Raw genomic sequence first — 22,920 nt, forward strand, 5'->3', positions numbered from 1 at the left:
GTCACGCGGCGCGGACCGGCACTGGGAGGGCCCGCGGGGCAGAGGGTGAGGGGTATGGACGTTGAGGAGGTCATCGCCGCGGTCCTGTTGCTCGATGTGACCCACCCCAGGGTGCAGGAACTTTATGAGGCGTGGCAGTACGCCAAGGTCAGCGAGCAACAGCCGTTCGCCGACTCACCCGTGTACGCGGTCATGGTCAAGGGCCTTGAAGCCTGAGTCAGACCAAGGGACAGCCAGGATCCCGGCGTAACGGTGCCCCACGATGACCAGCAGTCTCCGGGGTGGTCCCACCTGGCACAGGTAGGCGGAGGCGTCTTGTGGCGTCCATGTGGTCCAGATCGCTGCCGTTCACGCAGGTGGGGCCTTCGTAGTCCAGGTGCGTCGACTGTGTTGGTGACTGCAACGTGACACGTGATGGTGACTGGGGCCCCTTGGCAGGGGGCCTCGGTGTTCCTCAGCGGCGAGGACCGCTCCTCAATCCTGCTTCGGCATCTGGGAACGCGACTAGCGCGTGTCCGATGGGTTGCGTGACTCGCCCTCTGGCCAATCGTGTCGGTCGACATGGGGCGGGGTGATCTTTCGGATGAGGAATGGGCTCGGCTGGAACCGCATCTGCCCAGGCGTGTGGGCCGAGGTGGGCGGTGGCAGTGCCACCGTCGTGTGATCAACGGGATTCTGTTCCGACAGCGGACTGGCCTGCCATGGAGGGATCTGCCGTCCCGTTTCGGGAAGTGGAAGACGGTTCATGACCGTCATCGCAGGTGGTCAGCGGACGGCACCTGGGAGAAGACTCTGCGAGCCGTCCAGGCCGACGCCGATGCCGAGGGCCAGATTGACTGGAGCATGGTCAGCGTGGACTCCACCTCATGCCGCGCTCATCAGCACGCGGCAGGTGCGCGCTCCCGTCCGCCAAGAGTTTCTGGCAGACGAAGCGCCCCCATCCGGCACCGGACCGATGAGGCCCTGGGCCGTTCGAGGGGCGGGCTGACCTGCAAAATCCATCTCGCGGGCGAGGGTGGACGTCGCCCTCTCGCTTTCGTCATCACTCCTGGCCAGTGGGGCGATGCCCCGCAGTTGATCCCCGGGATGGAACAGATCCGGGTCCCCCCGGCCGGCTGGCGGACGCCCACGTACTCGGCCCGACCACCTCGGCGGCGACAAAGCCTATTCGTCGCGGCAAAACCGCCGCTCCCTGCGGCGACGCCAGATCAAGCACACCATCGCGGAGCCCAGAGACCAGCGTGCCAACCGCCAGCGGCGAGCAGTCAAGGCGGCCGTCCGACCGGGTTCGACAGGGAGATCTACCGACGCCGCAACGAAGTGGAGCGGACGATCAACCGACTGAAGTCCTTCCGTGCGCTCGCGACTCGCTATGACAAAAGGGCTTACGTCTTTCACGGGACGGTCACCGGCGCCTCGATCCGACTCTGGCTTCGTGCGTGAGGCGTGGCCAGGTCGCTGTCGGTTTTTTTGCGGCTTATCGCATGACCGGACGGTTGGCGGAGGTGTACTCGTCCGCGACGTTGAAGACGCTGGCACAGAGCGGGCATTCCGCACGTCCGAACAGATGGGCAATTCCACCGGCGAGTGCCTCCTGACCTGTGTGAACGGCCATCTCGAACATCCACTTGCCAGTTCCGGTTAGCTCCTCGGCGGCCACCGGCCGCAGGTCCCTCCGTTCCACATCACCCAGGTTCCAGTCCTGGGTCGCTGAGTACCGCCCGTAGTTGCCGATGGCGATCCTGACCCCGACGCCACAGTGCGGACACGTCAAGGGATAGAAGTCATCCTCGAAGTCGCCAAGGACCGCCGCCCAGTGGTACTCCTCCTCGACCGCGAGCATGGCACGCAAGGATACGAGGAAGTCAGCCGGCCGCGACCGCAGGTGCTGACCCAGCACCTCGCGGAACTCCGCAATGGCGCCAGCGCAATCTGCCAGGAGATCGTCGCAGCCATGGTGGCCTGCGGCACGCTCGAGGATCTCCCCTGCCAGGTGCCGCGCGTTCGCGCTGCGCGGAGCGAGGCGCACCAGGTGCGGCAGGGCAGCGAAACTGGCCGGGGACACCAGGTCATGCTCGAGAACGAGCCGCCATCCCAATTCCTTCCATGCTGCTGTGTCGTCATCGTGCTCGACCTGCTTCAAGAGCTTCGGAACACGCCCGACCTCAAACCAGCAGTCATGCGTATCTACCCAGGTGACCACTACGGCATTGAACCTTGCCCAGGTGGTCAGGGGCGAGTCCGCGTTTGCGGGCGCGTGCCGAAACATGCGTCCGCCTTCCATGATCGGTCATCTGTACTGGACCGAAACCGAGGGACCCGATGACCACCACTGTCGCGCTGATCGTCTTCCTGCTCCTGCTTCTCACCCTGCTGCTGGGCGGGGCGTTGTTCTACGTCGTTCACACGCGCCCCCGTCTCGCGGTCCCCCTCACGGTTGCTATGGCCGGCATGACCCTGCTTGCCACCTGCGTCGTCGGCATCATCGCTCGCTGAGTTCGGCGAACCTGTCACCTCAGCAAGTGCGGCCGTTTCGCCTTCGGCCTGCTCAAGGACGAGTTGGTGGGGTTGCGGGCACGGCGCAAGCACGCTGAGGGCTGGCGGGCGACCGTGACGCCAAGCGGATCCGGTCGAGTTTCGCGCGCTCACACAGCGCGAGCGTGAACAGGAACGCGTCCGGTTCTACCGGCTCGAGGACGTCCTGGACGGGCTTCGCTAGGGGGCCAGGCTCCAGCCGGGGCGCTGCCGAAGGGGAGCATTGCCGACCGCATGTCGACACTGGTGCATCAGCGAACACGGAGGCGGCCGCAGCATCGGGGCGGATCTTGCGCTGCGCGGACGCACGGTAACGCGTCGATGTGAGGAACCAGTCCGCACGAGTGGCGGCGCGATTCACCTGGCCGCTGCTCGAGGCGCGGGCCGTTGTCACAGGGGGGCGCTACTGTCCCGGCGCATGCCGAAGAAGAGGAAGAAGAAGCCGCCGTCGCGGGCCCGGCGCACCGGTGGGGCTGCCCCGCACGAGCAGCTGCCCTCCGTGATCAAACTCGGTGGCCCGCGGGTGCCCTCGCGCGGGTGGACCTTTCAGGCGTTGATCGACGCCGGGCGGGAGTCCGGCCAGCCACTCTTGGAGCTCACGGCGCAGCCTCCCGCCGGATACTCATCCGATTTCGTCCCGCAGGTCGATTCCCCTCGGGCACCGCTCCAAGCGGGATGGTACCTGCGGTCCGACCTGGCCGTCCCGGTCTACCTGTGGGTGTTTCCCGAGAGCCAACTCGCCAATGATCCAGGCGCATTGGATTTGCGGCGACGAGGGTTCGCCTTCTATGCGGCGCACTCGGTGTGTACGCACGGAGGAAGCGACGGCGCCTATGCCGGCGCGGAGGACGTGGAGGCGTGGACTCCGATTGTGGCGCCGGACCCGAGCATCGTGGACGCCGACAGGTATGGCCACCCGCCCGTCTATCGCACGCCTGCGGTACCGCGGCTGCCCCCAGGATCTCCCCGCACGGTGGGAGTGCTCGATGTGGACTATGCGCGAGTAGCGGGCCGGAGCCTGCCCGAGCGCTGGGATATCGACGTCGTCGGCTTCTTGGTGATGGAACGACAGGACGCCACCGACCTGCCGGGACAGGAATTCTGGCGGCAAACAGCCTTTCACACGTTCCGAGATCAGAATCTGGCGGACCTCCGTACCGCAGCCGGAGACGTCGATCTGATCATCGGCCACAATCTCTTCGACGGCGACTACCGATGCCTGCGGACCTACGGCGACGTGGTGGACGTCGGCGTGCTGGCCGCGAAGACGGTGGACACGCTGTATGCCGCCCGTCATGTGGTCGGCGGTCGCGCATCTCGTGCGGCGCGTCTGGACCTCACCACCTTGGCGGGCGCCCAGGGACTGCGGGAACGGGCAAAGACAGCGTCCCGGACCGAGGCCCACCGCGGCATCCGCACTATTCATGACGCGGAGGAGCGCTGGTTCTTCCAGCCCATTTCTGATGACTGCGAGCTGATGCTGGAACTGTGGCTCGAACTGGTAACCAGCCGACGCCTGCGCAGCGTCCTCCCGTCGGGTGAAGCGGTGGAGTACCCGGTCGACGAGGACCATCTGCGGCTGCTGCTGGAGCCGCAACTCGCCCCGGACACCTTCACGAACCTGCTGACGACGAAAGGCACCGTCTACCCGCTGCAGGGCGCGGCGCGCAATGAGAGCGTGGCCCGGATCCACCGCGAGATCGAACAGCAGCGGGCCGACGGCACGCTGGCCAATCGCCACCCCGCCGCCGCGCACCGCCAGCGCTGTATGGCACCCAGCGACACGGGGGGACGGCAGTGCGACCAGCTCATCGAGGCGACGCAGACGTATTGCCGTGCCCATCGCACCAAGCGGCGCTGCCGAGGGAATCCGGCCCTCGACGACGCCTGCACCGCCATCGCCCACGGCGATCTGGCGCATTGCCGCTGGCACCGTATAACCGCGCTCTACGTGCCACAAGGGCAGCGAATCGTCGAGGACTTCACCCTCGCTCTGCCGCTTCCCGGCTGGGGGCGGGGCAGCGACTGGGGATACGACACGGGGACGCGTTCGTTCTTCGCGAGGCTGTACCGCAACGAGGCCGACTCGTCCGGCCCACCGACCATATGGCTTTCGGGCACTGATCCCGGCCTCGGCAGCGTGGTCGCGCTCACGGACGCCGTGCAGAAAGCGACCGGGTCGTCCCGGCAGGACGTCGTGGCAGCCCTGACAGCGGATCGGAAGTCACACCGAGAACGCGCCGTGATCACCCAGGACTGGGAACCGTCCGGGTGCGACCGTTCCTGCCCGTGCGGCACCGCGGACTGTGGCCACGGCGCACCGTGCCCGAACGACGAGTGCAGCGGCCACGACGTCCATACGATGCGCAACCCTTGCACCGAAACGGACGTGACAGCGTGGCAGGACCAATTCGACTGCTGCGAGGGCTGCTCCGGCAGCTTCCTGGACATCTCACTCCCGGAGCGCCCCTGGGGCGAGATACACGACGACGGCACCGTGACCGTGTACCCCGGGGTGTCCCACTACGAGCTCGGTGTCTACCCGTAGCCGCGTGCAGTCGCGGACCAGTGCAGCAAGCCGGGGCCAGAGGGTGTCCGCGATCGAGCTGAACGGCGGGCGTCTGGGCCCGGATAGCCGTTGGGTGTAGCTCCTTCGCTGGGTGCGGCAGGTCAGCGATGGCGCCAGGTTTGGCGCAGCCGCAGGACTTCGGTGGCCCAGTGGGCGGGAAGATCTGGTTCGGGTATGCGTTCGCGGCCGAGGCTGAAGCGGACGTGACGGTAGAGCCAGTGCAGTGAGGTGTCCGTGCTCGCGACGAGGGTGGACAGCAGGGGTTCGTCGGCCGGTGTCTCCCGGTCCACGGCGACCAGGAGTTCGCCTTGGTCGTCCGGGTGCAGGTGTGGCAGCCCGCCGGCCATCCGTAGCCGCAGGTCGCCCCACGTCAGAAGTGAGCCGCCGCTGCGTGCCGCGTCCTTGAGAACGTCGCGGGCGATGGCGGCCAGTTTGTCGATGGTCTCGATCGGCAGACGGTCCGGGTGAGGGGATGCGTGGGCCTCTGGGGCGGAGGCGGGCTTCGCCGGGTTCGCCGCGCGCGGTGCAGTGCGTTGCCGTGCTGCCGAGACGCGGGTCTTGAGCTGGCGTTTCCAGCGTTTGACCTGTACCTCTTCGATGACGGGCAGCCGTTGTTCCAGCCGTCGGCGCAGAGAGTCGATCTCCTCGAGGATCGTGGCGAGTTGCTCGGTGGTCAGCGTGTCACCGGTGCGGCCGAGTTCGTCGAGTGCCTTTCGGATACCGCGCAGGACCGGGTCCGTGTTCGGATCCCGTTCCTGGCACCACGCTTTCACCTCGCGCATCAAGGGCGTGTAGGTGTCGCGGTCCTCGGGCGAGAGTCGCCTGCCGTAGACGGGTCCGGCCAGGCGGCGGGCGGCGTCGACCGCGGCCAGGTCGTCGGCTTCCTGCGCGGCACGGATCTCCGCCACGAGCCAGGTGAATTCCTGCCGGGCCTCCGCGAAGGCGGCAGCATCGGAGGGCCGGGACCCGCTGGGTGACGGCTGGGCCGCGGAGGGAGAGGTTCCATCGTCCGAGGCGGCGGAAGACTCGTCGTTGACCTGCGCTTCCAGACGGGTGAGCGCGGTGTGGATGTCCTGCGGCAGGGGGCCGGGGCAGCGTCGTTTGAGGATCTTTGAATGAGCCAGTGCGCTGCGCAGGGCGAGCGGCGTGGGGGCCGGGTCGGCCGTCGAAAGGTCTGTGAGCAGGGTACGCAGCGCCACGTGAGCGGCTGCCGCTTCACGGCTGTTGATCCAGGTCTGCAGGTCGGTGCGGAGCAGCAGGAGGTTCTGCCGTGGTTCACCGGCCAGCTGTGCCGTGGGGATCCGCGCGGCTTCCTTGCGGACCTGGATGGCCTCTGCCAGGTCGTCGGCATCGCGTGCCTGCTTGAACAGCTTCGTCAGACGGGCGATGTCTGCGGCCGTCTGGGCCTGGAAGGTGCTCCGGCTCCGCCGCGACGATGCGGGGCTCGCCGCGGCAGTCGGGACGGCGGTTGTGCCCGTTGCACGAGCAGGCGTTGGGACGGTGTGGCCGATGAGGCGGTCGAGGTCGCCGAGGAGCCGTGCGGCCTCGCGTTGCCAGGCGCGCAGCTCATGCCGCCGGTGCCGGACGGTCTCGTAGAGCTGCTGGTGCTGCTCGCCGGCCTTGACCGTGGCGGCCAGGCGGGCGGCGCGGCGGCCGGTGGCGCGGGGCAGCGTGGCACGGCCTGCAACCAACTGAGCTGTGAGAAAAATCAGTTGCTGCTGTGCGTCTTGTGCCTCCGTGGGGCGGGGTGCCTCCGTGACGGCGGTCGAGGCCGACGCAGGGGCGGCGCGGTGGCCATAGGCCGTATGCACTGCTCTGATCTGGTCGTCGCTCCACCGGTTCAGGGCGGACTCCGAGGCTGGAGCGGGGACTTGGAGTAGGCGCAGCACGGTGGAGAGGTAGGGCAAGGGGCGGCCGGAGGGGGCGCGGACCAGCACGCACAGCAGCGGCCGGTTTCCGTCCCGGGGTTTGTCGACCTCGACGAGGAGATCCCGGCGCTTGGGGTCGGGCAGGTGCGCGAAGTCCAGGCCGATCCGATGGGCCAGTTCCTTCCACGTCGTAGTGGCCCCCTCCCGCGCTACGCGTTCGAGGGCTCGGCGCAACGCCGTGGCCGTGGGGCTGCCCCCGGTCTGCGCCGTAACCGTGGTGGCCATGGGAGCGGACGGGGTCGAGGGCGCCGGCGGATGAAGGGGCTCGTCGAGGGCAACGGGGGGACGCCACAGGCCGGTGCGCTCGGCGTCCAGCCCGTTGAGCTGAACGAGGCTGTCCGCGCGCACCGCCCAGCGGGTGCTCCCGTCGGACCTGTCCGCTTCGGTGACCAGCAGACGCACGGCACCCGCCAGCCGGTAAACGTAACTCTCCGTAGGAAGAGGCGTGTCCTGGGGCAGAGAGAGCTGGGCCTTGAGGATCCGGTGGCCGGTCGGCTTGATGAAGCCGGATATCAGGTACCGGCCGCCTTCACTGAGCGGCGTGCCGGTGTCCGGCCGGGCCTTGGCGTCGACCGCGAAGACGATCTCGGCGCCGCGCAGCGGCAGGCTGCCGGCCAGGGCTTCGTGGCGCATGGCGCCCGCACGGATGAGCCCGCGGCCGCGCAGCTCGTCGAGTTCGGGAGTGATCAGGCCGTCACCGGTCATTCGGCACTGTTCGAGCGCAGTCCATGCGACGGGGCGGTTCTCGGTGACGGTGCCGATCAGAACCCGGCGGCTGTTGCCGTCGGTCTCGCACCGCACCCGCAGCGCATAGCCGTAACGGGCTGTCACATCCCGGGTGATGGCGCTCTCCAGCCCGAAAACCCACTCGACGTGCCCTTCCTTGGCGGCCAGGCTGTCCGCCGTCCCCCGCCAGCTGCGGTAGTCGTTGGACCGCAGCTCGAAGCGCAGGCGTTGATTCGTGGCGCGCAGCACGAAGTCCACGGCATCCCCGGGTCCGTGCCCGAGGCTACGCAACTCGGCCTGCGTCGCGTGCCCTTGGCCCGCCAGCCACTGGGTGACCTGGGTCTTGATGAACAGGTGGTCGGCGCTGTCCACGCCCTTGGCTGTGCGATGGCAGGCCGCGCGGCTTCCGTCGCGGTCCGGAAAGTGCGAGAAGTGGCAGACCTTGGTCTCGTAGCGCTTGGTCATCAGCCGCTCGCCGCAGCCGCCCAGCAGCCTCCCGCACCAGAAGTCGTCCTTGCCAAACTGACGGCGGAACTCGTCCAGATTGTGCGGTTCCTCGGGCAGGATGACCGGCTGGTCGGAATCCCGGCCACCCATGACCGCAGTCTGTACGAGACGGAAGTCGACCTGCGTCACCAGCAGTCCCCCCGAAAACACTCAGCACCCCTCCACCCCGAACGGGTGCATACCTGACCTGGGCAGCGCGCCCCGGAGAACACCCATGGCGCCCACCGGACACGCACGCGTCTGGCCGGGGCAGCGTCGCCTTGCGCACGGGCCCGCCCTCCCGGCAGACACCGCATCCTTCCGCGCTCGTCGGAAGGATGCGGCGGTTGGTTGGCATACAAGACCAGATTATCTGCCGTATCGGACGATGCGTCAGGTGTGATGGGCATCGCCTCCAGAGGACTTCTCGGGCGGGATCCGGTGAGAGCGCCGCAGGTTCCTCATCGGGCCGGGCGAGATTACGGGGCGGCGCCCCTTCATCCCGCTCCACACAGCCGTCGTGCTCGTCATCAGCGTGCTCATCGGCCTGGTCTCCGGCGGGCTCACCTTCCTCGCAGGCAGCCCGTTGCCCCTGAGTGTTCTCACTGGTTTGGGCGCCAGCGGCACCAGCATTCCTGTCCTGCGATCCCTGATTGACCGAGACGCCTGACGAGCGCAGGGCGATCGACCGACTTCGACTGTGCACCGTATTGTGCTTACTTGGCTGCGCTGGGACCTGCGCACGCAGGCGCACTATGCCGGCCGGGCTGCCGGCAAGGCCCGTCGGACTGCTGGCCGGGGGAGCAGCGACCTGGGCAAACTTATCGAAGACGCGGACGAGGCATAACCGGCCCCAGCCTTTGGTCACCCCGATCCCGCCGGGGCCATCTTTCCGGGCACGGCAGCCGCCTCCTTTCAGCGGCCAGAGTGACCTCGACGGGGCTGTTCGGGCAGGAGCTGACTATGTCCGTGAGCGCGGCCCGCTCCGCATTGTCGATGGCCAGCTCCCACCGGGTTTTGATGGCGATCCAGTCCGTGGCGTAGGCGCACCGGTAGCCTGCAGCCGGGGGCTGCCAGGTGGCCGGGTCCTGATCGCTCTTGCTGCGGTTGGAGGCCGCGGAGACCGCGATCAGCGCGCGGGCGTCGCCGGGGTCGTTGGCGTAGTCCTGGCGTTCCTTGGATGTCCAGGCGGAGGCGCCGGAGTCCCAAGCCTCGGTGAGGGGGACCAGGTGGTCGATGTCCGGGGAGCGGGCGACGGTGCAGTAGGCATCGTCGTAGGGCGAGTACTAAGACGTCGTTTTCTTCGGCTGCTGCGAGCGCTGTGGGCTGACCCAGGTGTCTGTCAGTGCGGTGTGAGAACCTTCGGGCATGAGCTACGACCTGGCTGTCTGGGAAGGCGAACGGCCGGCCAATGACAAGATCGCCAGCCGCATCTTCAACAACCTGTACGACCGCTATCTCGACGGCGAGACCCAGGAGCCTCCGTCCGAGCGCATCTCGGCTTACGTCGCCGCGCTTCTTGAGCGGTGGTGCGACATCACCGAGGACAGCAAAGAGACCTCGCCCTGGTCGGTCGGACCGTTGATCGACAGTGCAAGTGGTCCACTCATGTATTTCGGGATGGGCTGGAGCATGGCCGAGGAAGCTTCGGCCTACGCGGCCAACCTTGCAGAGTTGATGGGGTTGGTGTGCTTCGACTTGCAAGAAAACCGACTCAGACCCTGAGTGAGGTGGCCCATCGGCGGTAGTTGATGAGAGCTGCGGCGACCCCGGCGAAGGCGAGGAAGTGCTCGGCCTTGCGCTCGTAGCGGCGGTGCAGGCGTCGGCAGCCGACCAGCCAGGACACGGTCCTCTCGACGACCCAGCGGTGACGGCCCAGCCGCTGCGAGGACTCGATGCCTTTGCGGGCGATGCGGTGGCGGATGCCGCGTCCCGTGACGCGGTCCCGATGACGACCAGCACCAGGAGGGCGACGAGTGTCTACAGCCACCACGGCCCTTTGCCCCCTGAGCTGCTCTTGGGAGCTTTCTTCCGAGGAGCGGGACGGAGACGAGCCCGCGGAGACTTCTGCCCCCACGCAGCCCCCAGTGCCGCTCACCGGCCATGGCCGCCGCCGGACAAGCCCTACCTCCAGTGGAGCACCACCATGGGGCTCGTGCATTTCGGGACCCCGGCCTGCCCCCTGTACCTCAGGGCCCCAAGTTTGCGGTCCGCCGCCTCGCCACTCGATCAGTGCGGATGACGCAACGTATGCCTCGTCGGCGTCCTCGATCCCGGCCCGGCGCAGGAACTCAGCGATGCCCCAGAGGCCGTACGCGCGGCCGATGATCTCGCCGCCCACGGAGCTCTTGCTCTGGGGGAGGTGCCAATTCGGTCAGGGTAATAGCGGAGGTGTCGGGCTTGGTCATGTCTGATCATCGCCGGCCGCCGTGTCCGTTGGTGGCAGGGTGCCAGTGCAGGTGGCGCGGCCGAATCGACCGTTGGCGGTGGCGCCCTGGATGTACTGGCCGCGGATGGTCAGAGTGCAGCGGGCCTGGCCGCCGCTTGCGCCGAGCACGACGTTGACGATCGGCTCGCGGCCGAGGGGGACGGGAACGGTCTTGCGCCAGGGCAGGGCCGCCGCCTTGACGGTCACGGCGTTTCCGGACTCGCTGCGTGCCTGGTAGGTGATGTCGGCGGTGCCGGTGCCGGTGACTTCGTAGGTCACCGCGGCGGTGGGGACGCGGCGTTCGGGCGTGCTGTCGTCCTTGCCAGTGTCGAGGACGCCGTAGAGGACGAGCCCCGCGCAGGCGGCGAGAGCGGCGCCGGCGATGAGCAGGCCCGCACGGTCGGGGCGAGCGGAGCGGGACTCGGCCCCTTCGCCGGCCGCTCCCTCCTGCTCTATTTCTTCCTCGGATTCCGGCAGGGAAGTTACTGGCTTCCCGGTTTCGGCGCCCATGAAACGTCCTTCTCGGAATAGGGAAATAGCCCGAAGCCGCGGGCGATGACGGGCGCTTTATACACGCCGCTGGTATGTGAAAGCCAGCCCTTGGACATTTCGGACGCCGGATTTCCGCTTCCGCTGTAACTGCCCTAGATGTCTCCTCGCTTGACGCAGCGTCATCCCAGTGATTAGAAACCGGGCGCCGCTGCGCAGGGCCTTTCTCGTGCAATGGAAAAGGCTGCGCTGGCGGCGATTTCAGGCCAGTTCTTGAGGGAAGGTTTGGTGTGAGACCCAGACTGGGGAGAACAATAGCTTGCCTGGTGGTAGCAGCGGTGATGAGTACCGCGCTGCCGCAGGTGGCCTATGCGGCGTCCGGCTCGGATGGTGACGACAAGGGAATCGTCGACACCGTAAAGAGCTGGTTCGCGGATGAGGACGAAGGCGGCGAGGAGGAAGGACCGCCGTCGCACGACGAGGTGGGGGTGGCGGACCGGCAGAAGCTGCCGAAGGAGAAGTCTCAGCCGCCCGCCAAGCGTGTCAGGGAAATCACCGGTAAACGCACGTCGAGCGCCCGGTTCTGGCAGATGTCGGACGGCCGGGTCGAGGCGGAACTGTCGGCGGCGCCGACCTCGTACAGGTCCGGAAAATCGTGGAAGTCGATCGACACGACGGTGCACGGGACCGGTGCGAGGGGGTTCGAGTTCGCCAACTCGACGAATCAGGGTCGCAGTTGGTTCGGTGCGGACGCGGACCGGTTGGTGCGTTTCCGCTCGCCGGACGGCCGCTCGGTGACCCTCGGCCTTCAGGGGGCGGGCGGCACTTTGAAGCCGGTGGCGAAGGGCTCCACGGTCACGTACCAGGACGCGGTGGACGGTGCGGACCTTGAGTACCAGGTGGGGCCGGGCCGGGTGAAGGAGAACATCGTCCTGGCCGACCGCCCCGACGGCCCACTGCAGTTCACCTTCACCCTGAACACCGACGGTCTGGTCCCCAAAGCCCGCAAGGACGGCTCCGTCGCGCTGTACGGCGAGCTGCCCAACACGCCGGTGATGGTGATCCCTGCGCCGTACATGACGGATGCGAAGAAGGACGCGAAGTCCGTCTTCGGCCAGACGTACAGCACCAAGGTCACCCAGAAGCTCACCCGCGACGGTGACTCCTGGAAGCTGACCGTCACACCAGATGCGCAGTGGCTGGCGGCGAAGGAGCGGCAGTACCCGGTCGTCATCGACCCGACGATCACGATCGCGCCGAGCCCGTCGCAGTCCCAGGATGTCATGGTCCTGTCGGACCAGCCGTCGACCAACTTCAACACCACCTGGAAGCTGTCGGCGGGCAAGACCGACACGGGCATCGCCCGCTCCCTGATCAAGTTCCCGCTGGACGAGATCCCGGCCGGTGTGGACCTCGACTCGGCCCGCCTGGAGATGTACTTCGACCAGGCGCACACCACGGGCGGCAACGACAACACCATCGAGGTGCGCCGGGCCACCGGCGCCTGGGACGAAGCGACGGCGACCTGGTCCAACACCAGCTCGCTGGCCGGTGAGCTGTCGGGCACCACGTTCCAGTACGACGACGGGGATGCGGGCACGGCGGCCACCGGCAGCTGGCCGTCCTCCGGCTCGACGCTCACCCAGTACGCCATCGGCGGTGACTACCGCGTCAACCAGGACTCGCTGAGCGGGGACACCTACGCCTGGCAGACCCCGGTGACCGACACCGGCACTTACCGGGTCGACGCCCACTATGTGCCCTCGTCGGGCCGCACGACGGCGGCGCCGTACACGGTGACCTACAACGGCGGCAGCGCCACCACCAGCATCGACCAGACCTCGGGTACCGAGGGCGTGTGGGCCACGCTGGGCAATGGCGCCCAGTATCAGTTCAACAAGGGCGGCACCGGCTACAAGGTGGTCCTGGGCGACACCGCGAACCCGGCCGGCTCGGCGGTCATCGCGGACGCGGTGCGGCTGAACAACCCCGCGCAGATCGTGAAGAACACCGGCGAGTACAACCAGTGGCACAACTTCCCGGTCACCAACACGGTCCAGAAGTGGGTCAATGGCACCGAAGTCAACAACGGCTTCGTCCTTCAGGCCAAGGACGACACCCTGGCCGCGACGGCGACCGGCGGCCCCCGCTACGAGGCCGGCGATGGCGACTACGGCGGCGAGACCGCGACCATCCCGCGGCTGACCGTGACCTACGGCAAGGTCGGCACCACTCTGAACTCGCCGACCGTGGTGCACTCCACCGGCCCGGAGCTGTCGTGGAAGGCGTACTCCAACACCACCGGTGACTCCGGCCTGGACATTGTGGAGTACCAGCTGCACCGTTCCACGCAGCAGTCGTTCACCCCGTCCGCGGCCACGCTGGTTGCCCCGGTCGACAAGTCGGTGACGGCATACACGGACACCACCGCCACCCCCACGCCGGACTCCTCCGCGGAGGAAATCGGCCGGTCGTACTACTACCAGCTGGCGGTGAAGACGAAGGACGGCCAGCTGCTCGGATCCCCGACCCGCATCGTGGGCGTGCCGAAGGCGGGCCGCACCATGCGGCTGATCCAGGGCACTTCCGGGGTCACGGACACGACCCTGTCGTCCGCACAGGCCGCCACGAACCAGGACACCATCTCCTCCTTCGGCGTCGGCCAGAAGTGGTTGAGCGTCGGCAACAACTCCACCACGTACGGCAAGACCCGTGCGGCGCTGAAGTTCACCACGTCCGCCATCCCCACCACGGCCACCGTGCTGGAGTCCCGCATGTTCATGTGGGGCGCGGAGACCACGACCGACAGCAACGGCGCCATCTACGAACTCCACGGTCTCACCAAGGACTTCAACGAGACGCAGGCCACCTGGAACAACGCTGCCACCGGCACCGCGTGGACCACGGCCGGCGGTGACTACTCCGCCACCGTCTCCGACACCGTCGCCCAGGTCTCCGAGGTGGGCCGGCACTGGTGGGACGCCACCAGCCTGACCCAGGGCTGGGTCAAGACCCCCACCAGCAACAAGGGCGCGCTGGTCAGGCTGAAGGACGAATCGTCCACCGGCCCGCAGGAACGCACCCTGTTCCTCGCCTCCGAGGCCGCCGACCCGCAGCTGGGCCCGCTGCTGCGTGTCATCTACGTCGACTCCACGACGGAGGACACCTACTACGCGCCGCAGACCCCGGCCCGCATGACGCCCAACTCCACCTACACGGTCGACTTCACGGTCACCAACACGACCTCCAACGCGTGGGCTGCAGGCGAGCGGCAGCTGTCGTACACCTGGCAACTCCCCGACGGCACGGCTCCCGCCAACGCCGGCACCCCACTCGCCACCGCGATTCCGGCGCTCAGCCCCGGCCAGTCGGCCACGATCCAGGCGCAGGTGAAGACGCCCATCAACTCGGATGCGGGCAACAAGCGCACCGAGTACGTGCTGGGCTGGGACATCAAGAAGGTCGCCGACGGCACCTGGCTGTCCGCGGGCACCGGCGGAATCCCTCCCCTGAAGCAGAACGTGGCGGTGGAGGATCCGACCTCCAACGCGCTGGGCCTGGAGAAGTTCTACTCCTACACCGGCAAGAACACCGGCGCCGGCTCGACGGTGATGAACAACCTGGCCTCAGGCAACAGCGTGTGGTCCTACAACGCCTTCACCAACCCCGGCCGCGGCCTGACAACGTTCGCACGCTTCGCCTACAACTCCCTCGACACCTCCGACACCGTCTCGGGCGCGGGCTGGTCGGCGCAGCTGGCCGGGCCGATCCGGCTGGGCGCGCCGCTGGACTTCCACCCCAACCCCAACCCGACCGAGGTCCGCCTGCCGGACGGGGACGGCACCACGCACGTCTTCACCAAACAGGCCGACGGGACTTGGAAGGCCCCGCGCGGCGTGCACTACCGCCTCACGGCGAAGGCGGGTCTGGACTGCACCCCGAACAAAGACCCCGTACCGGACGCCTGGACCCTGCTGCGCCCGGACGGCACACGGTTCCTCTTCGGCTGCGACGGCTACCTGACGTCCATCGTGGACAAGAACGGCAACACGCAGACGTACACGTACGAGGAGCGCAAGTCCAACAACAAGCCGACCAAGTTCCTCACCTACATCACCGACCCGGCCGGACGTCAGTCGCTCACGGTCGACTACTACAAGAAGGGCGACGCGTCGTACGAGTACATCGACGACACGGGCGCCAAGGCCACCGGCTCGAACCTGACCAACTCCAAGATCTACGACCACGTCAAGTCGATCACTGACATCTCAGGTCGCAAGGTCTCCTTCTTCTACACGACGAAGGGCCTGCTCGGTCAGTTCACCGACGGCGACGGCTCCGCCCAGCCGAAGGTCTTCAAGTTCACCTACGACGCCACCCAGGGCAACAAGAACGTCAAGCTGGTCAAGGCCACCGACCCGCGCGGCAACGGGACCTCGCTGGCGTACTACGAGCCGCCGACGGGCGATGCGACGTACCACTGGTGGACGAAGGCCATCACCGACCGCCTCGGCGGCGGCACCTCCTTCACCTACGCGGTGAACAAGGACAACACCAAGTTCACCGACACCGCCGTCACCGACGCCGAAGCCCACGCCACGCAGTACGTCACCGACGACTTCGGCCGGCCGGTACAGACGACCAACGCCAAGTCCCAGACCACCAAGATGAGCTGGGACGCCGACAACAACGTCACCTACCTGGAGGAGGACAACGGCGCGAAGACCGCGTACTGCTACGACTTCAAGACCGGCTACCCGCTCTGGCAGCGCGACGCGGAGAACAACAAGGCGGGCGTGCCGGACCAGGCGACCACCTGCTGGACGGGCACGGCCAACGTGACCGACCCGACCAAGTGGCCGGCGAACGCGGCGAAGTACCAGTACCAGACACGCGCCGACGGCTACTCAGCCGACCTGTGGCGCAAGACCTCCCCGGAAGGCCACGCCTGGCAGTTCGGCTACGACACCTTCGGCAACCTCAAGACGGTCACCGACCCCAAGGGCGTCGCGACGACGACAGCCGGGGACTACACGACGTCCTACGAGTACAACTCCTACGGTCAGCTGACCAAGGCCACGGACGCCAACGGCAACCCGACGTCCTACAACGACTTCGGCCCCACCGGGTATCCGAAGAGCATCACGGACGCCAAGACCAACTCGACGACATACGTCTATGACGACCGAGGCCAGGTCATCGAGGTCACCGACGCGCTGGGCAAGAAGACGACACAGACCTACGACGTCTTCGGCCGCCAGCTGGTCAACACGGTGCCCAAGAAGCAGGCCACCGGCGCCCTGATCACCACCCCGGCACCGGAGTACGACGCCAACGACAACGTCACCAAGTCCACGTCGCCCAACGGCGCGGTCTCCTCGGCGGTGTACGACGCGGCGGACCAGATCAAGTCGGCGACCGGGCCGGCGAACAACCTGACGGCCTCGCGCATCACGTCGTACACCTACGACAAGGTCGGCAACCTCAAGACGACGACGGAGCCCAAGGGCACCGCGACGACCACGGACACCACCGACTACGTCACGACCAACAACTACAACGAGATCTACCAGCTCACCTCGGCCGTCAACGCATCGGGCGACAAAATCAGTTACGAGTACGACAACGTCGGCAACGTCATCACGGTCATCGACCCGAAGAAGAACGCGACGGCGGACACCACCGACTACGCCTCCAAGACCGCCTACGACCTGAACCACCGGGTCACCTCGGTCACCGACGCGGCCGGAAAGACGAACGCCAAGTCCTACGACAAGGACAGCCGGGTCATCACCACGACCGACGCCGAGAACAACACCACGAACATCGCTTACGACGAGCGCGGCAAGACCCTTGAGGTCAAGGTCCCGCACACCGGCACCACGTCGATCACGTACCGCACGACGAAGTACGAGTACGACCAGGTCGGCAACACCCTGAAGGTGTACACCCCGCGCGCCGTCGCGGCGGGCACGACCACGGCGTTCACCGCCCGCACCGAGTACGACGCGCTCAACCGCCCCATCAAGCAGTACCAGCCCTACGACCCGGCGGACTCCCGCTACAACGACCCGAACGTCTACACCGAGACCACCTACGACGAGGTAGGACGGGTGAAGAAGACGTCGCTGCCGCCGTCGGAAGGCGAGACGGTCCGCAACGACACCACCTACTCCTACTTCGACAACGGCTGGGTCGAATCGTCCACCGACCCCTGGGACATCGCCACTACCTACGACTACAACGAGCTCGGGCAGCAGACCAAGCGCACCCTGACCTCGGCAGGCGGCTCCTCCGACCGCACGATGGCGTGGTCGTACTACCCGGACGGCTCCCTGAAGTCCCGCGCGGACGACGGCGTCCCAGTGGGCAAGTCGGTGGTCCTGGTGGACAACTCCGACACCCAGAACACCACGAAGACCGGCACCTGGACGAAGGGAACCATCACCGGCCAGCACGGCTACGACCACGCCACGCACGCCGCGGGCACGGGCACGGACGCCTACACCTGGACGCTGAACATCCCCAAGGACGGCACGTACGCGGCGTACGTGAAGTTCCCGAAGGTGACGGACGCCGCGACGACGGCCAAGTACACGGTCACCCACTCCACCGGCACGACCGACAAGACGGTCGACCAGAACGCGACCGCGAACCAGGCCACCTGGGTGTCCCTGGGCTCCTACACCTTCAAGCAGGGCAACGCGGCCAAGCTGCAGCTGTTCCAGAACAGCAGTGGTGTGGTCGTCGCGGACGGCGTCAAGCTCGTCCGAGACACCAGCGGCGACCCGGCCGACACGGAGAAGAACAACTTCGCCTACACCTACGACCTCAACGGCAACCTGACCAAGATCGACGACACCTCGTCGACGGCGAAGATCGACGCGTACACGGTCGCCTACACGGCCCTCAACCAGGTCCAGAAGGTCACCGAAGCACTGGCGGGCACGGACAAGAAGACAACGTCGTACACCTACGACGCCAACGGCCAGTCGGAGACAGTCACCCACCCCGACCAGTTCTCCAAGTACACCTACGACCTGCGTGAGCTGGTCAAGACGGTCTCGGTCGGCAAGACGGCCACGGACACGTCGCCCAAGGTGACCTCGTACACGTACACCGACCGCGGCCTGAAACTGAAGGAGACCAAGGCCAACGGCAACACCGTCGACTACACCTACTACCTCGACGCCGCGCTGAAGTCGACGACCGAGAAGAAGTCCAACGGCACCCTCGTCTCCTCCCACACCTACGCCTACGACCCGAACGGCAACAAGGCGCAGGACGTGGCGAAGAAGATGAACGCCGACAACAACACGGCGTACCTGGACTCGACCACCAACTACACCTACGACCCGGCCGACCGCCTGAACGACTCGGTCAAGACCGGCAACGGCGCGGGCACCGAGACATACGTCCACGACGACAACGCCAACGTCATCAGCCAGACCGTCAAGGGCACCACGACCACCTACAACTACGACCGCAACCGCCTGCTGAGCGCCACCGCCGGCACTTCCACGGCGACCTACAACTACGACCCGTTCGGCCGCCAGGAGTCGGTGACCTCGGCCGGCCAGGTCATCGAGCGGAGCGTGTACGACGGCTTCGACCACGTCATCGAGTCCCAGAAGATGAACGACACGGGCGCGATGAAGTCGACGAAGTACACCTTCGACCCGCTCGACCGCACCGCGTCCAAGACGGCGGACGGCAAGACGACGGACTTCGAGTACCTGGGCCTGTCGTCGGAGGTCCTGGACGAGAAGGTCGCCGGCACACTCACCAAGTCCTACCAGTACAGCCCGTGGGGCGAGCGCCTGTCCCAGGTCAAGCACAATACGGACGGCACCACGGAGGATGGCTACTACGGCTACAACAGCCACGCCGACGTCGAAACCCTCACCGACAACAGCGGCAACACGAAAGGCACCTACGGCTACACGGCCTATGGCTCCGACGACGCCTCCGAGTTCACCGGCATCGACAAGCCCGACCCCGCCGATCCCACGAAGGAGTCCTACAACCCCTACCGCTTCAACGCCAAGCGCTGGGACGCCCAGTCAGGTACCTACGACATGGGCTTCCGCAACTACAACCCCGGGCTGAACCGCTTCACCACCCGGGACATGTACACCGGTGCCCTGGCCGACATGAACCTGGGCAACGACCCTTTCACCGGCAATAGGTACGCCTTCACTGGCGGTAACCCCACGAGCGTCATTGAGCTCGACGGGCACCGTCCGGTCTTTCCCAACGGTGTAGGCGGCACGACGTCCACGACATCCAAGACGGGGGGCAGCTGGTTCAGCGGCCTCATCACGAGTTTCATCACCGGCGTTTCCGAACTCCTTGGCCACGACGAGGCTCCGGGTGACGGCTCAGCCAGCGGTACCACGCCCCGAACCGATCCGACGTGCCACGGAACCGACGGTCAGGGCTGGATCTCCTACAAGCCGGTCGACTCGGCGAACGGCGGGCGGGCGACGGGTGCCGTCGGCTGTATCGACAAGGCGTATGCCTCGACCCACGGCAGCGAGGTGCAGTGCCGCAGCGGGCTGAAGATCTGCCCGCCGGGCTACGACTGGGCCAGGAGTCTGGCCTACTTCTTCGGACACCCCAAGCCGGGGCGGCACATCAACGCCTGCCATCTGGTCGGTCAGTCCCTCGGCGGTGACGGCCTGGACCCGGCGAACCTTTCGACCTGCGGCAGAGTGACCAATACCGATGGTGACGATGTCGCGGGAAGGCAGGCCATCAGCATGCGCAGCTGGGAGAGGGTGGTCGAGACTGCGATCGAGTCAGGGCAGGTGGTGCGGTACGAGGTGACACCCAACTACGAGGGTCCACGCACCGCACCGAAGAGCTACACGATGTCGGCGGAGGGCATGTACCTCAACGGCTCTCCAGGTATCTCGTTCAACGACACGGTCCCCAACCTGCTGTTGAGCGGCCCACAAGGATCCCAGCAGTTCATCAATCTCGGTATGTACACCGACTCGCGTAACGGGCTTCCTGTACCTGTCGCAGGAATGCCGTGATGGAGAGTGGAAAGGAGGAGGGCTCATGGAGGGCCAACCGCTGATCGTCCAGCTGCGGGACCTCATGCCGCCGCACGAAGGTGCCGGAGACTCGATCGACTGGGAAGAAGCCGAGCGCGCCTGGGGAGCCGGATTCCCCCAGGACTACAAGGAGTTCGTTGCCCAGTACGGCGACGGTGAGGTCGACGCTTTTCTCACCTTCCTCGTTCCCGAGTGGACCGAGGGTTCCGTTCCCTGCGGCGCTATGGCGGAGGAGACGGCCGAGGCGCGGCGAATGTGGCTGGAGAAGCCTCCGGCGGGCTACGGCTCGCCGGCCACACCACCGGTCGTCGCCTGGGGCGTGAACGCGCGTGCGGACCTGCTGTGCTGGATGACCGGTGAGCAGGATCCCGGGCTGTGGCCGGTCGCCGTATGGAGTCGCGGCACTCTTGCCTGGGACGTCCACGACTGCGGCATGCTGGAGTACCTCGTGCGTCTCTTCCGCGGAGAGATCGACACCATGTGGGCGGACGACGGGGTACGGCGCTTCGTGCACGTGAGGGAGGCTCAACGTCTCCTCGCGGCCGGCATTAACCCGGACACGGGAGAGCCCAATCCATACGCGGGCATGTTCGGCCCGCCGCCCGGGCGGTCCCAGAACGAATGACGGGACCCGTCCTCGGCGATAGCTGACCGGCCGGTCAATCTGCCTGGACGACCCCGTTCGCCGAGCTCAACGCACACCACCGCCGGACTTGTCCGGCGGTGGTGTGCGCCTGTCCCACCGGAATGTGACCCGTCTCGACCCGCACATGATCAGGCCCTCAGTCGTAAGCACATGACATTCGCAGCTATTTGTCCACCTAGTGGCCCATGCAACCCGCGCTGCTGTATAACGGCGCCGCGTCGTGATCTCCAGGGAGTGTGCGCATGAAAGCCCGTGTCTCTGTGGCCGCGCTGACGGTCCCCCTCCAACTGCTTCTTTCCGTCTCGCTGGCCGGGTGCTCCGAGCGTGAGGCCACAGACGTGGTGGGCCAGGCGACGCCGACGGGGTCCAAGGCCAGCGAGGAGCCGCGGGGAGCGGACAAGAGCGGGCAGACGACACCGGTGAAGCCCAGGACGGCAGAAGAGTTCCTCGCGGCGGCCAAGGCCACGATGGCAGGAGAGAAAGGCTGGACGTTCAACGTGAGGGGGAGCGAAGACCTGGTCCTGCAGGGAGAGAAGAACACCGCGCTCTACACGGCCACTGTGCGGCGGGCGATGAGGGAGCCGAGGGCGCTCCACTCCACCGGCACGATCTACACCGACGGGATAGGCAAGCCCGAAGAGATCTTCGTCCTCGACGACACGGGTTACGTCAAGGAGGGCGGATCAGGCGCCGCCTGGAAACATGGACCCCTCACCGACCCTGAGATCGGAAACAAGGTGGAGGACCCGGTCGCCGCGCTCGACGCGTTCGAGGCGTACGCCAAGGACGGGGGAGCCGGCGGGGGGATCTCCCTCATCAAGTCGGCTGATCAGGTCGAACTCCAAGTCAGTACGTCCTCCAGCAAGTTGGCCGCCGTTCGGGAGCTGGGCGTCGTCAAGAAGGCCGTGCGCGAGCTGAATCCGACCCTGAAGAGGTTGCGTGCGGCGGGAGTCACAGCTTCCGAGAATCAGATCACCGTGAAGCGCGTCATAGAGTCGGTCGTCCTCGACGCGTCGACGCATCGGATCAACGCGCACAGCTTCCAGTTCACCTTCCTCATCCCCTACAGCGGGCAGAGCATTCGTTACAGCCAGATGGTGACGGAGTCGACCGAGGGGGCATTCGAGGGCGCCATCACGCTGCCAGCGGGCGTGAAGTAGCAGCGGAGCGGAGATTGGTGCTCGTCGACCGCTCAGCTCAAGCCCTCACGATCCGGAGTACCGACGCGATCAGCAGGACGGGCGAGAGCCCCGCCCCGATGATGATCAGCGGCATGGCCACCCACAGGAGTGGGTGATCACCGGCCTCGTAGGGCATGTCCTCTTGCACGATCATGAACCACACCAGGTTCAGGGCCGTGCCCGCCATCAAGGTGATCCAGTACAGGCCGATCCCGGCCGACCACAGCCGGACCCTGACGGACGGCACGGTCATCAGCCGCTTGCGGTAGATGTGGAGCCAGGCCATCGCGCCGAAGAGCAGGAGCGTCACGGGGAAGCGCGACCAGGGACGGCTGAAAGCACAGCACCCGCCCGGGCGGGCGGGTGCTGGACGGCGGGCGAAGTCAGTCAAGTCCGCGACGGTGAGCTTCCCGACGGATCCACGCCGCCTGGCGGCCCGCCTGCTCTGCCCGGTCACGTGCCTCTCCGGACAGATGATCGGGAATCGGCCTGGGCTCGCCGTTCGGCTCAAGCAGCAGGTGCGCTTTGTGAGGCAGAGGCAGCAAGTCCGCGCTGGCGTAGCAGTCCGTCCAGCCGATGTTGTGGCCTGACGGTGGGCACACCGAGTCTGCATGAGCGGTGGCCAGCAGGTGGTGAGCGGCCTCGCTGCCAAGTTCCGTCTCATGCGGTTCTGGCAGAAGGCGAGCGATGAACTTTGCGGCGTTGACGCGGCCTATAGACACGAGTTCTCCTGAACCGTCCAGCGGTCGCACCCCGACCGCGTAGGCCCCGCGCCTACCGATCAAGCTAACACTTCGGGGCCATCCACGGCGACGGGAATCGGCAGCCTCGTGTAGCTGCGTACGCTGACCGGTGTGACGGTCGAACCGC

Annotated in this window: 13 protein-coding genes and 2 pseudogenes; 9 read left to right on the forward strand and 6 right to left on the reverse strand. The window is 66.8% G+C overall.

The window, feature by feature from the left end; all coding sequences use genetic code 11:
- Window positions 1-54: 54 nt before the first annotated feature.
- Together IQ210_RS41545 and IQ210_RS41550 are read left to right on the forward strand one after the other, a co-directional pair.
- Window positions 55-216, forward strand: coding sequence for a hypothetical protein (locus IQ210_RS41545; RefSeq protein ID WP_407699743.1), 162 nt, complete (start codon window positions 55-57; stop codon window positions 214-216).
- Window positions 217-561: 345 nt separating this feature from the next.
- A pseudogene (locus IQ210_RS41550) lies at window positions 562-1,422 on the forward strand (IS5 family transposase); the annotation flags it as partial.
- Window positions 1,423-1,477: 55 nt separating this feature from the next.
- Here IQ210_RS41550 and IQ210_RS41555 read toward each other — a convergent pair.
- Window positions 1,478-2,284 carry a hypothetical protein gene (locus IQ210_RS41555; protein ID WP_194084441.1) on the reverse strand — a complete coding sequence of 269 codons (807 nt, stop codon included), beginning with the start codon at window positions 2,282-2,284 and terminating at the stop codon, window positions 1,478-1,480.
- Between the two features lie 38 nt (window positions 2,285-2,322).
- Between IQ210_RS41555 and IQ210_RS41560 the strand changes: the two genes are divergently transcribed.
- Together IQ210_RS41560 and IQ210_RS41565 are read left to right on the forward strand one after the other, a co-directional pair.
- Complete coding sequence (locus IQ210_RS41560) at window positions 2,323-2,496, forward strand: hypothetical protein (protein ID WP_194084442.1); 174 nt, start codon at window positions 2,323-2,325, stop codon at window positions 2,494-2,496.
- A 457-nt stretch (window positions 2,497-2,953) separates the two neighbouring features.
- A complete protein-coding gene (locus IQ210_RS41565) occupies window positions 2,954-5,083 on the forward strand; it encodes a hypothetical protein (protein WP_194084443.1) in 2,130 nt (709 codons plus the stop codon).
- Window positions 5,084-5,205: 122 nt separating this feature from the next.
- On the opposite strand, the gene IQ210_RS41570 is transcribed toward IQ210_RS41565, so the two are convergent.
- Window positions 5,206-8,394 carry a hypothetical protein gene (locus IQ210_RS41570; RefSeq protein WP_194084444.1) on the reverse strand — a complete coding sequence of 1,063 codons (3,189 nt, stop codon included), beginning with the start codon at window positions 8,392-8,394 and terminating at the stop codon, window positions 5,206-5,208.
- A gap of 370 nt (window positions 8,395-8,764) precedes the next feature.
- Between IQ210_RS41570 and IQ210_RS41575 the strand changes: the two genes are divergently transcribed.
- Window positions 8,765-8,914 carry a hypothetical protein gene (locus IQ210_RS41575; RefSeq protein ID WP_228049423.1) on the forward strand — a complete coding sequence of 50 codons (150 nt, stop codon included), beginning with the start codon at window positions 8,765-8,767 and terminating at the stop codon, window positions 8,912-8,914.
- Window positions 8,915-9,065: 151 nt separating this feature from the next.
- Here the strand turns inward: IQ210_RS41575 and IQ210_RS41580 are convergent, their stop codons facing one another.
- Window positions 9,066-9,482 carry an HNH endonuclease family protein gene (locus IQ210_RS41580; protein WP_194084502.1) on the reverse strand — a complete coding sequence of 139 codons (417 nt, stop codon included), beginning with the start codon at window positions 9,480-9,482 and terminating at the stop codon, window positions 9,066-9,068.
- A 130-nt stretch (window positions 9,483-9,612) separates the two neighbouring features.
- Between IQ210_RS41580 and IQ210_RS41585 the strand changes: the two genes are divergently transcribed.
- On the forward strand, window positions 9,613-9,969 hold the full coding sequence (locus tag IQ210_RS41585) for a hypothetical protein (protein WP_194084445.1): 357 nt from the start codon (window positions 9,613-9,615) through the stop codon (window positions 9,967-9,969).
- On the opposite strand, the pseudogene IQ210_RS41590 reads toward IQ210_RS41585, so the two are convergent.
- Window positions 9,959-10,198, reverse strand: a pseudogene (locus IQ210_RS41590) (transposase); the annotation flags it as partial. The gene IQ210_RS41585 and the pseudogene IQ210_RS41590 overlap by 11 nt on opposite strands.
- Before the next feature lie 450 nt (window positions 10,199-10,648).
- Window positions 10,649-11,182 (reverse strand): hypothetical protein, encoded by a 534-nt coding sequence (locus IQ210_RS41595; protein WP_228049424.1) that lies wholly within the window; start codon window positions 11,180-11,182, stop codon window positions 10,649-10,651.
- Between the two features lie 320 nt (window positions 11,183-11,502).
- Here IQ210_RS41595 and IQ210_RS41600 point away from each other — a divergent pair, with 320 nt between their 5' ends.
- The 3 genes from IQ210_RS41600 to IQ210_RS41610 all read left to right on the forward strand — a co-directional run bounded on the left by IQ210_RS41600 (window position 11,503) and on the right by IQ210_RS41610 (window position 22,029).
- Window positions 11,503-20,202, forward strand: a complete 8,700-nt coding sequence (locus IQ210_RS41600) for a golvesin C-terminal-like domain-containing protein (protein ID WP_194084446.1) — start codon at window positions 11,503-11,505, stop codon at window positions 20,200-20,202.
- A 25-nt stretch (window positions 20,203-20,227) separates the two neighbouring features.
- Window positions 20,228-20,848: an SMI1/KNR4 family protein gene (locus tag IQ210_RS41605; protein ID WP_194084447.1), complete on the forward strand. Its 621-nt coding sequence runs from the start codon at window positions 20,228-20,230 to the stop codon at window positions 20,846-20,848.
- 263 nt (window positions 20,849-21,111) lie between these two features.
- A complete protein-coding gene (locus tag IQ210_RS41610) occupies window positions 21,112-22,029 on the forward strand; it encodes a hypothetical protein (RefSeq protein ID WP_194084448.1) in 918 nt (305 codons plus the stop codon).
- 37 nt (window positions 22,030-22,066) lie between these two features.
- On the opposite strand, the gene IQ210_RS41615 is transcribed toward IQ210_RS41610, so the two are convergent.
- Window positions 22,067-22,360: a hypothetical protein gene (locus tag IQ210_RS41615; RefSeq protein ID WP_194084449.1), complete on the reverse strand. Its 294-nt coding sequence runs from the start codon at window positions 22,358-22,360 to the stop codon at window positions 22,067-22,069.
- Window positions 22,361-22,920 lie beyond the last annotated feature (560 nt).

The organism is Streptomyces justiciae, from assembly GCF_015163075.1.
Lineage (GTDB): Bacteria > Actinomycetota > Actinomycetes > Streptomycetales > Streptomycetaceae > Streptomyces > Streptomyces justiciae.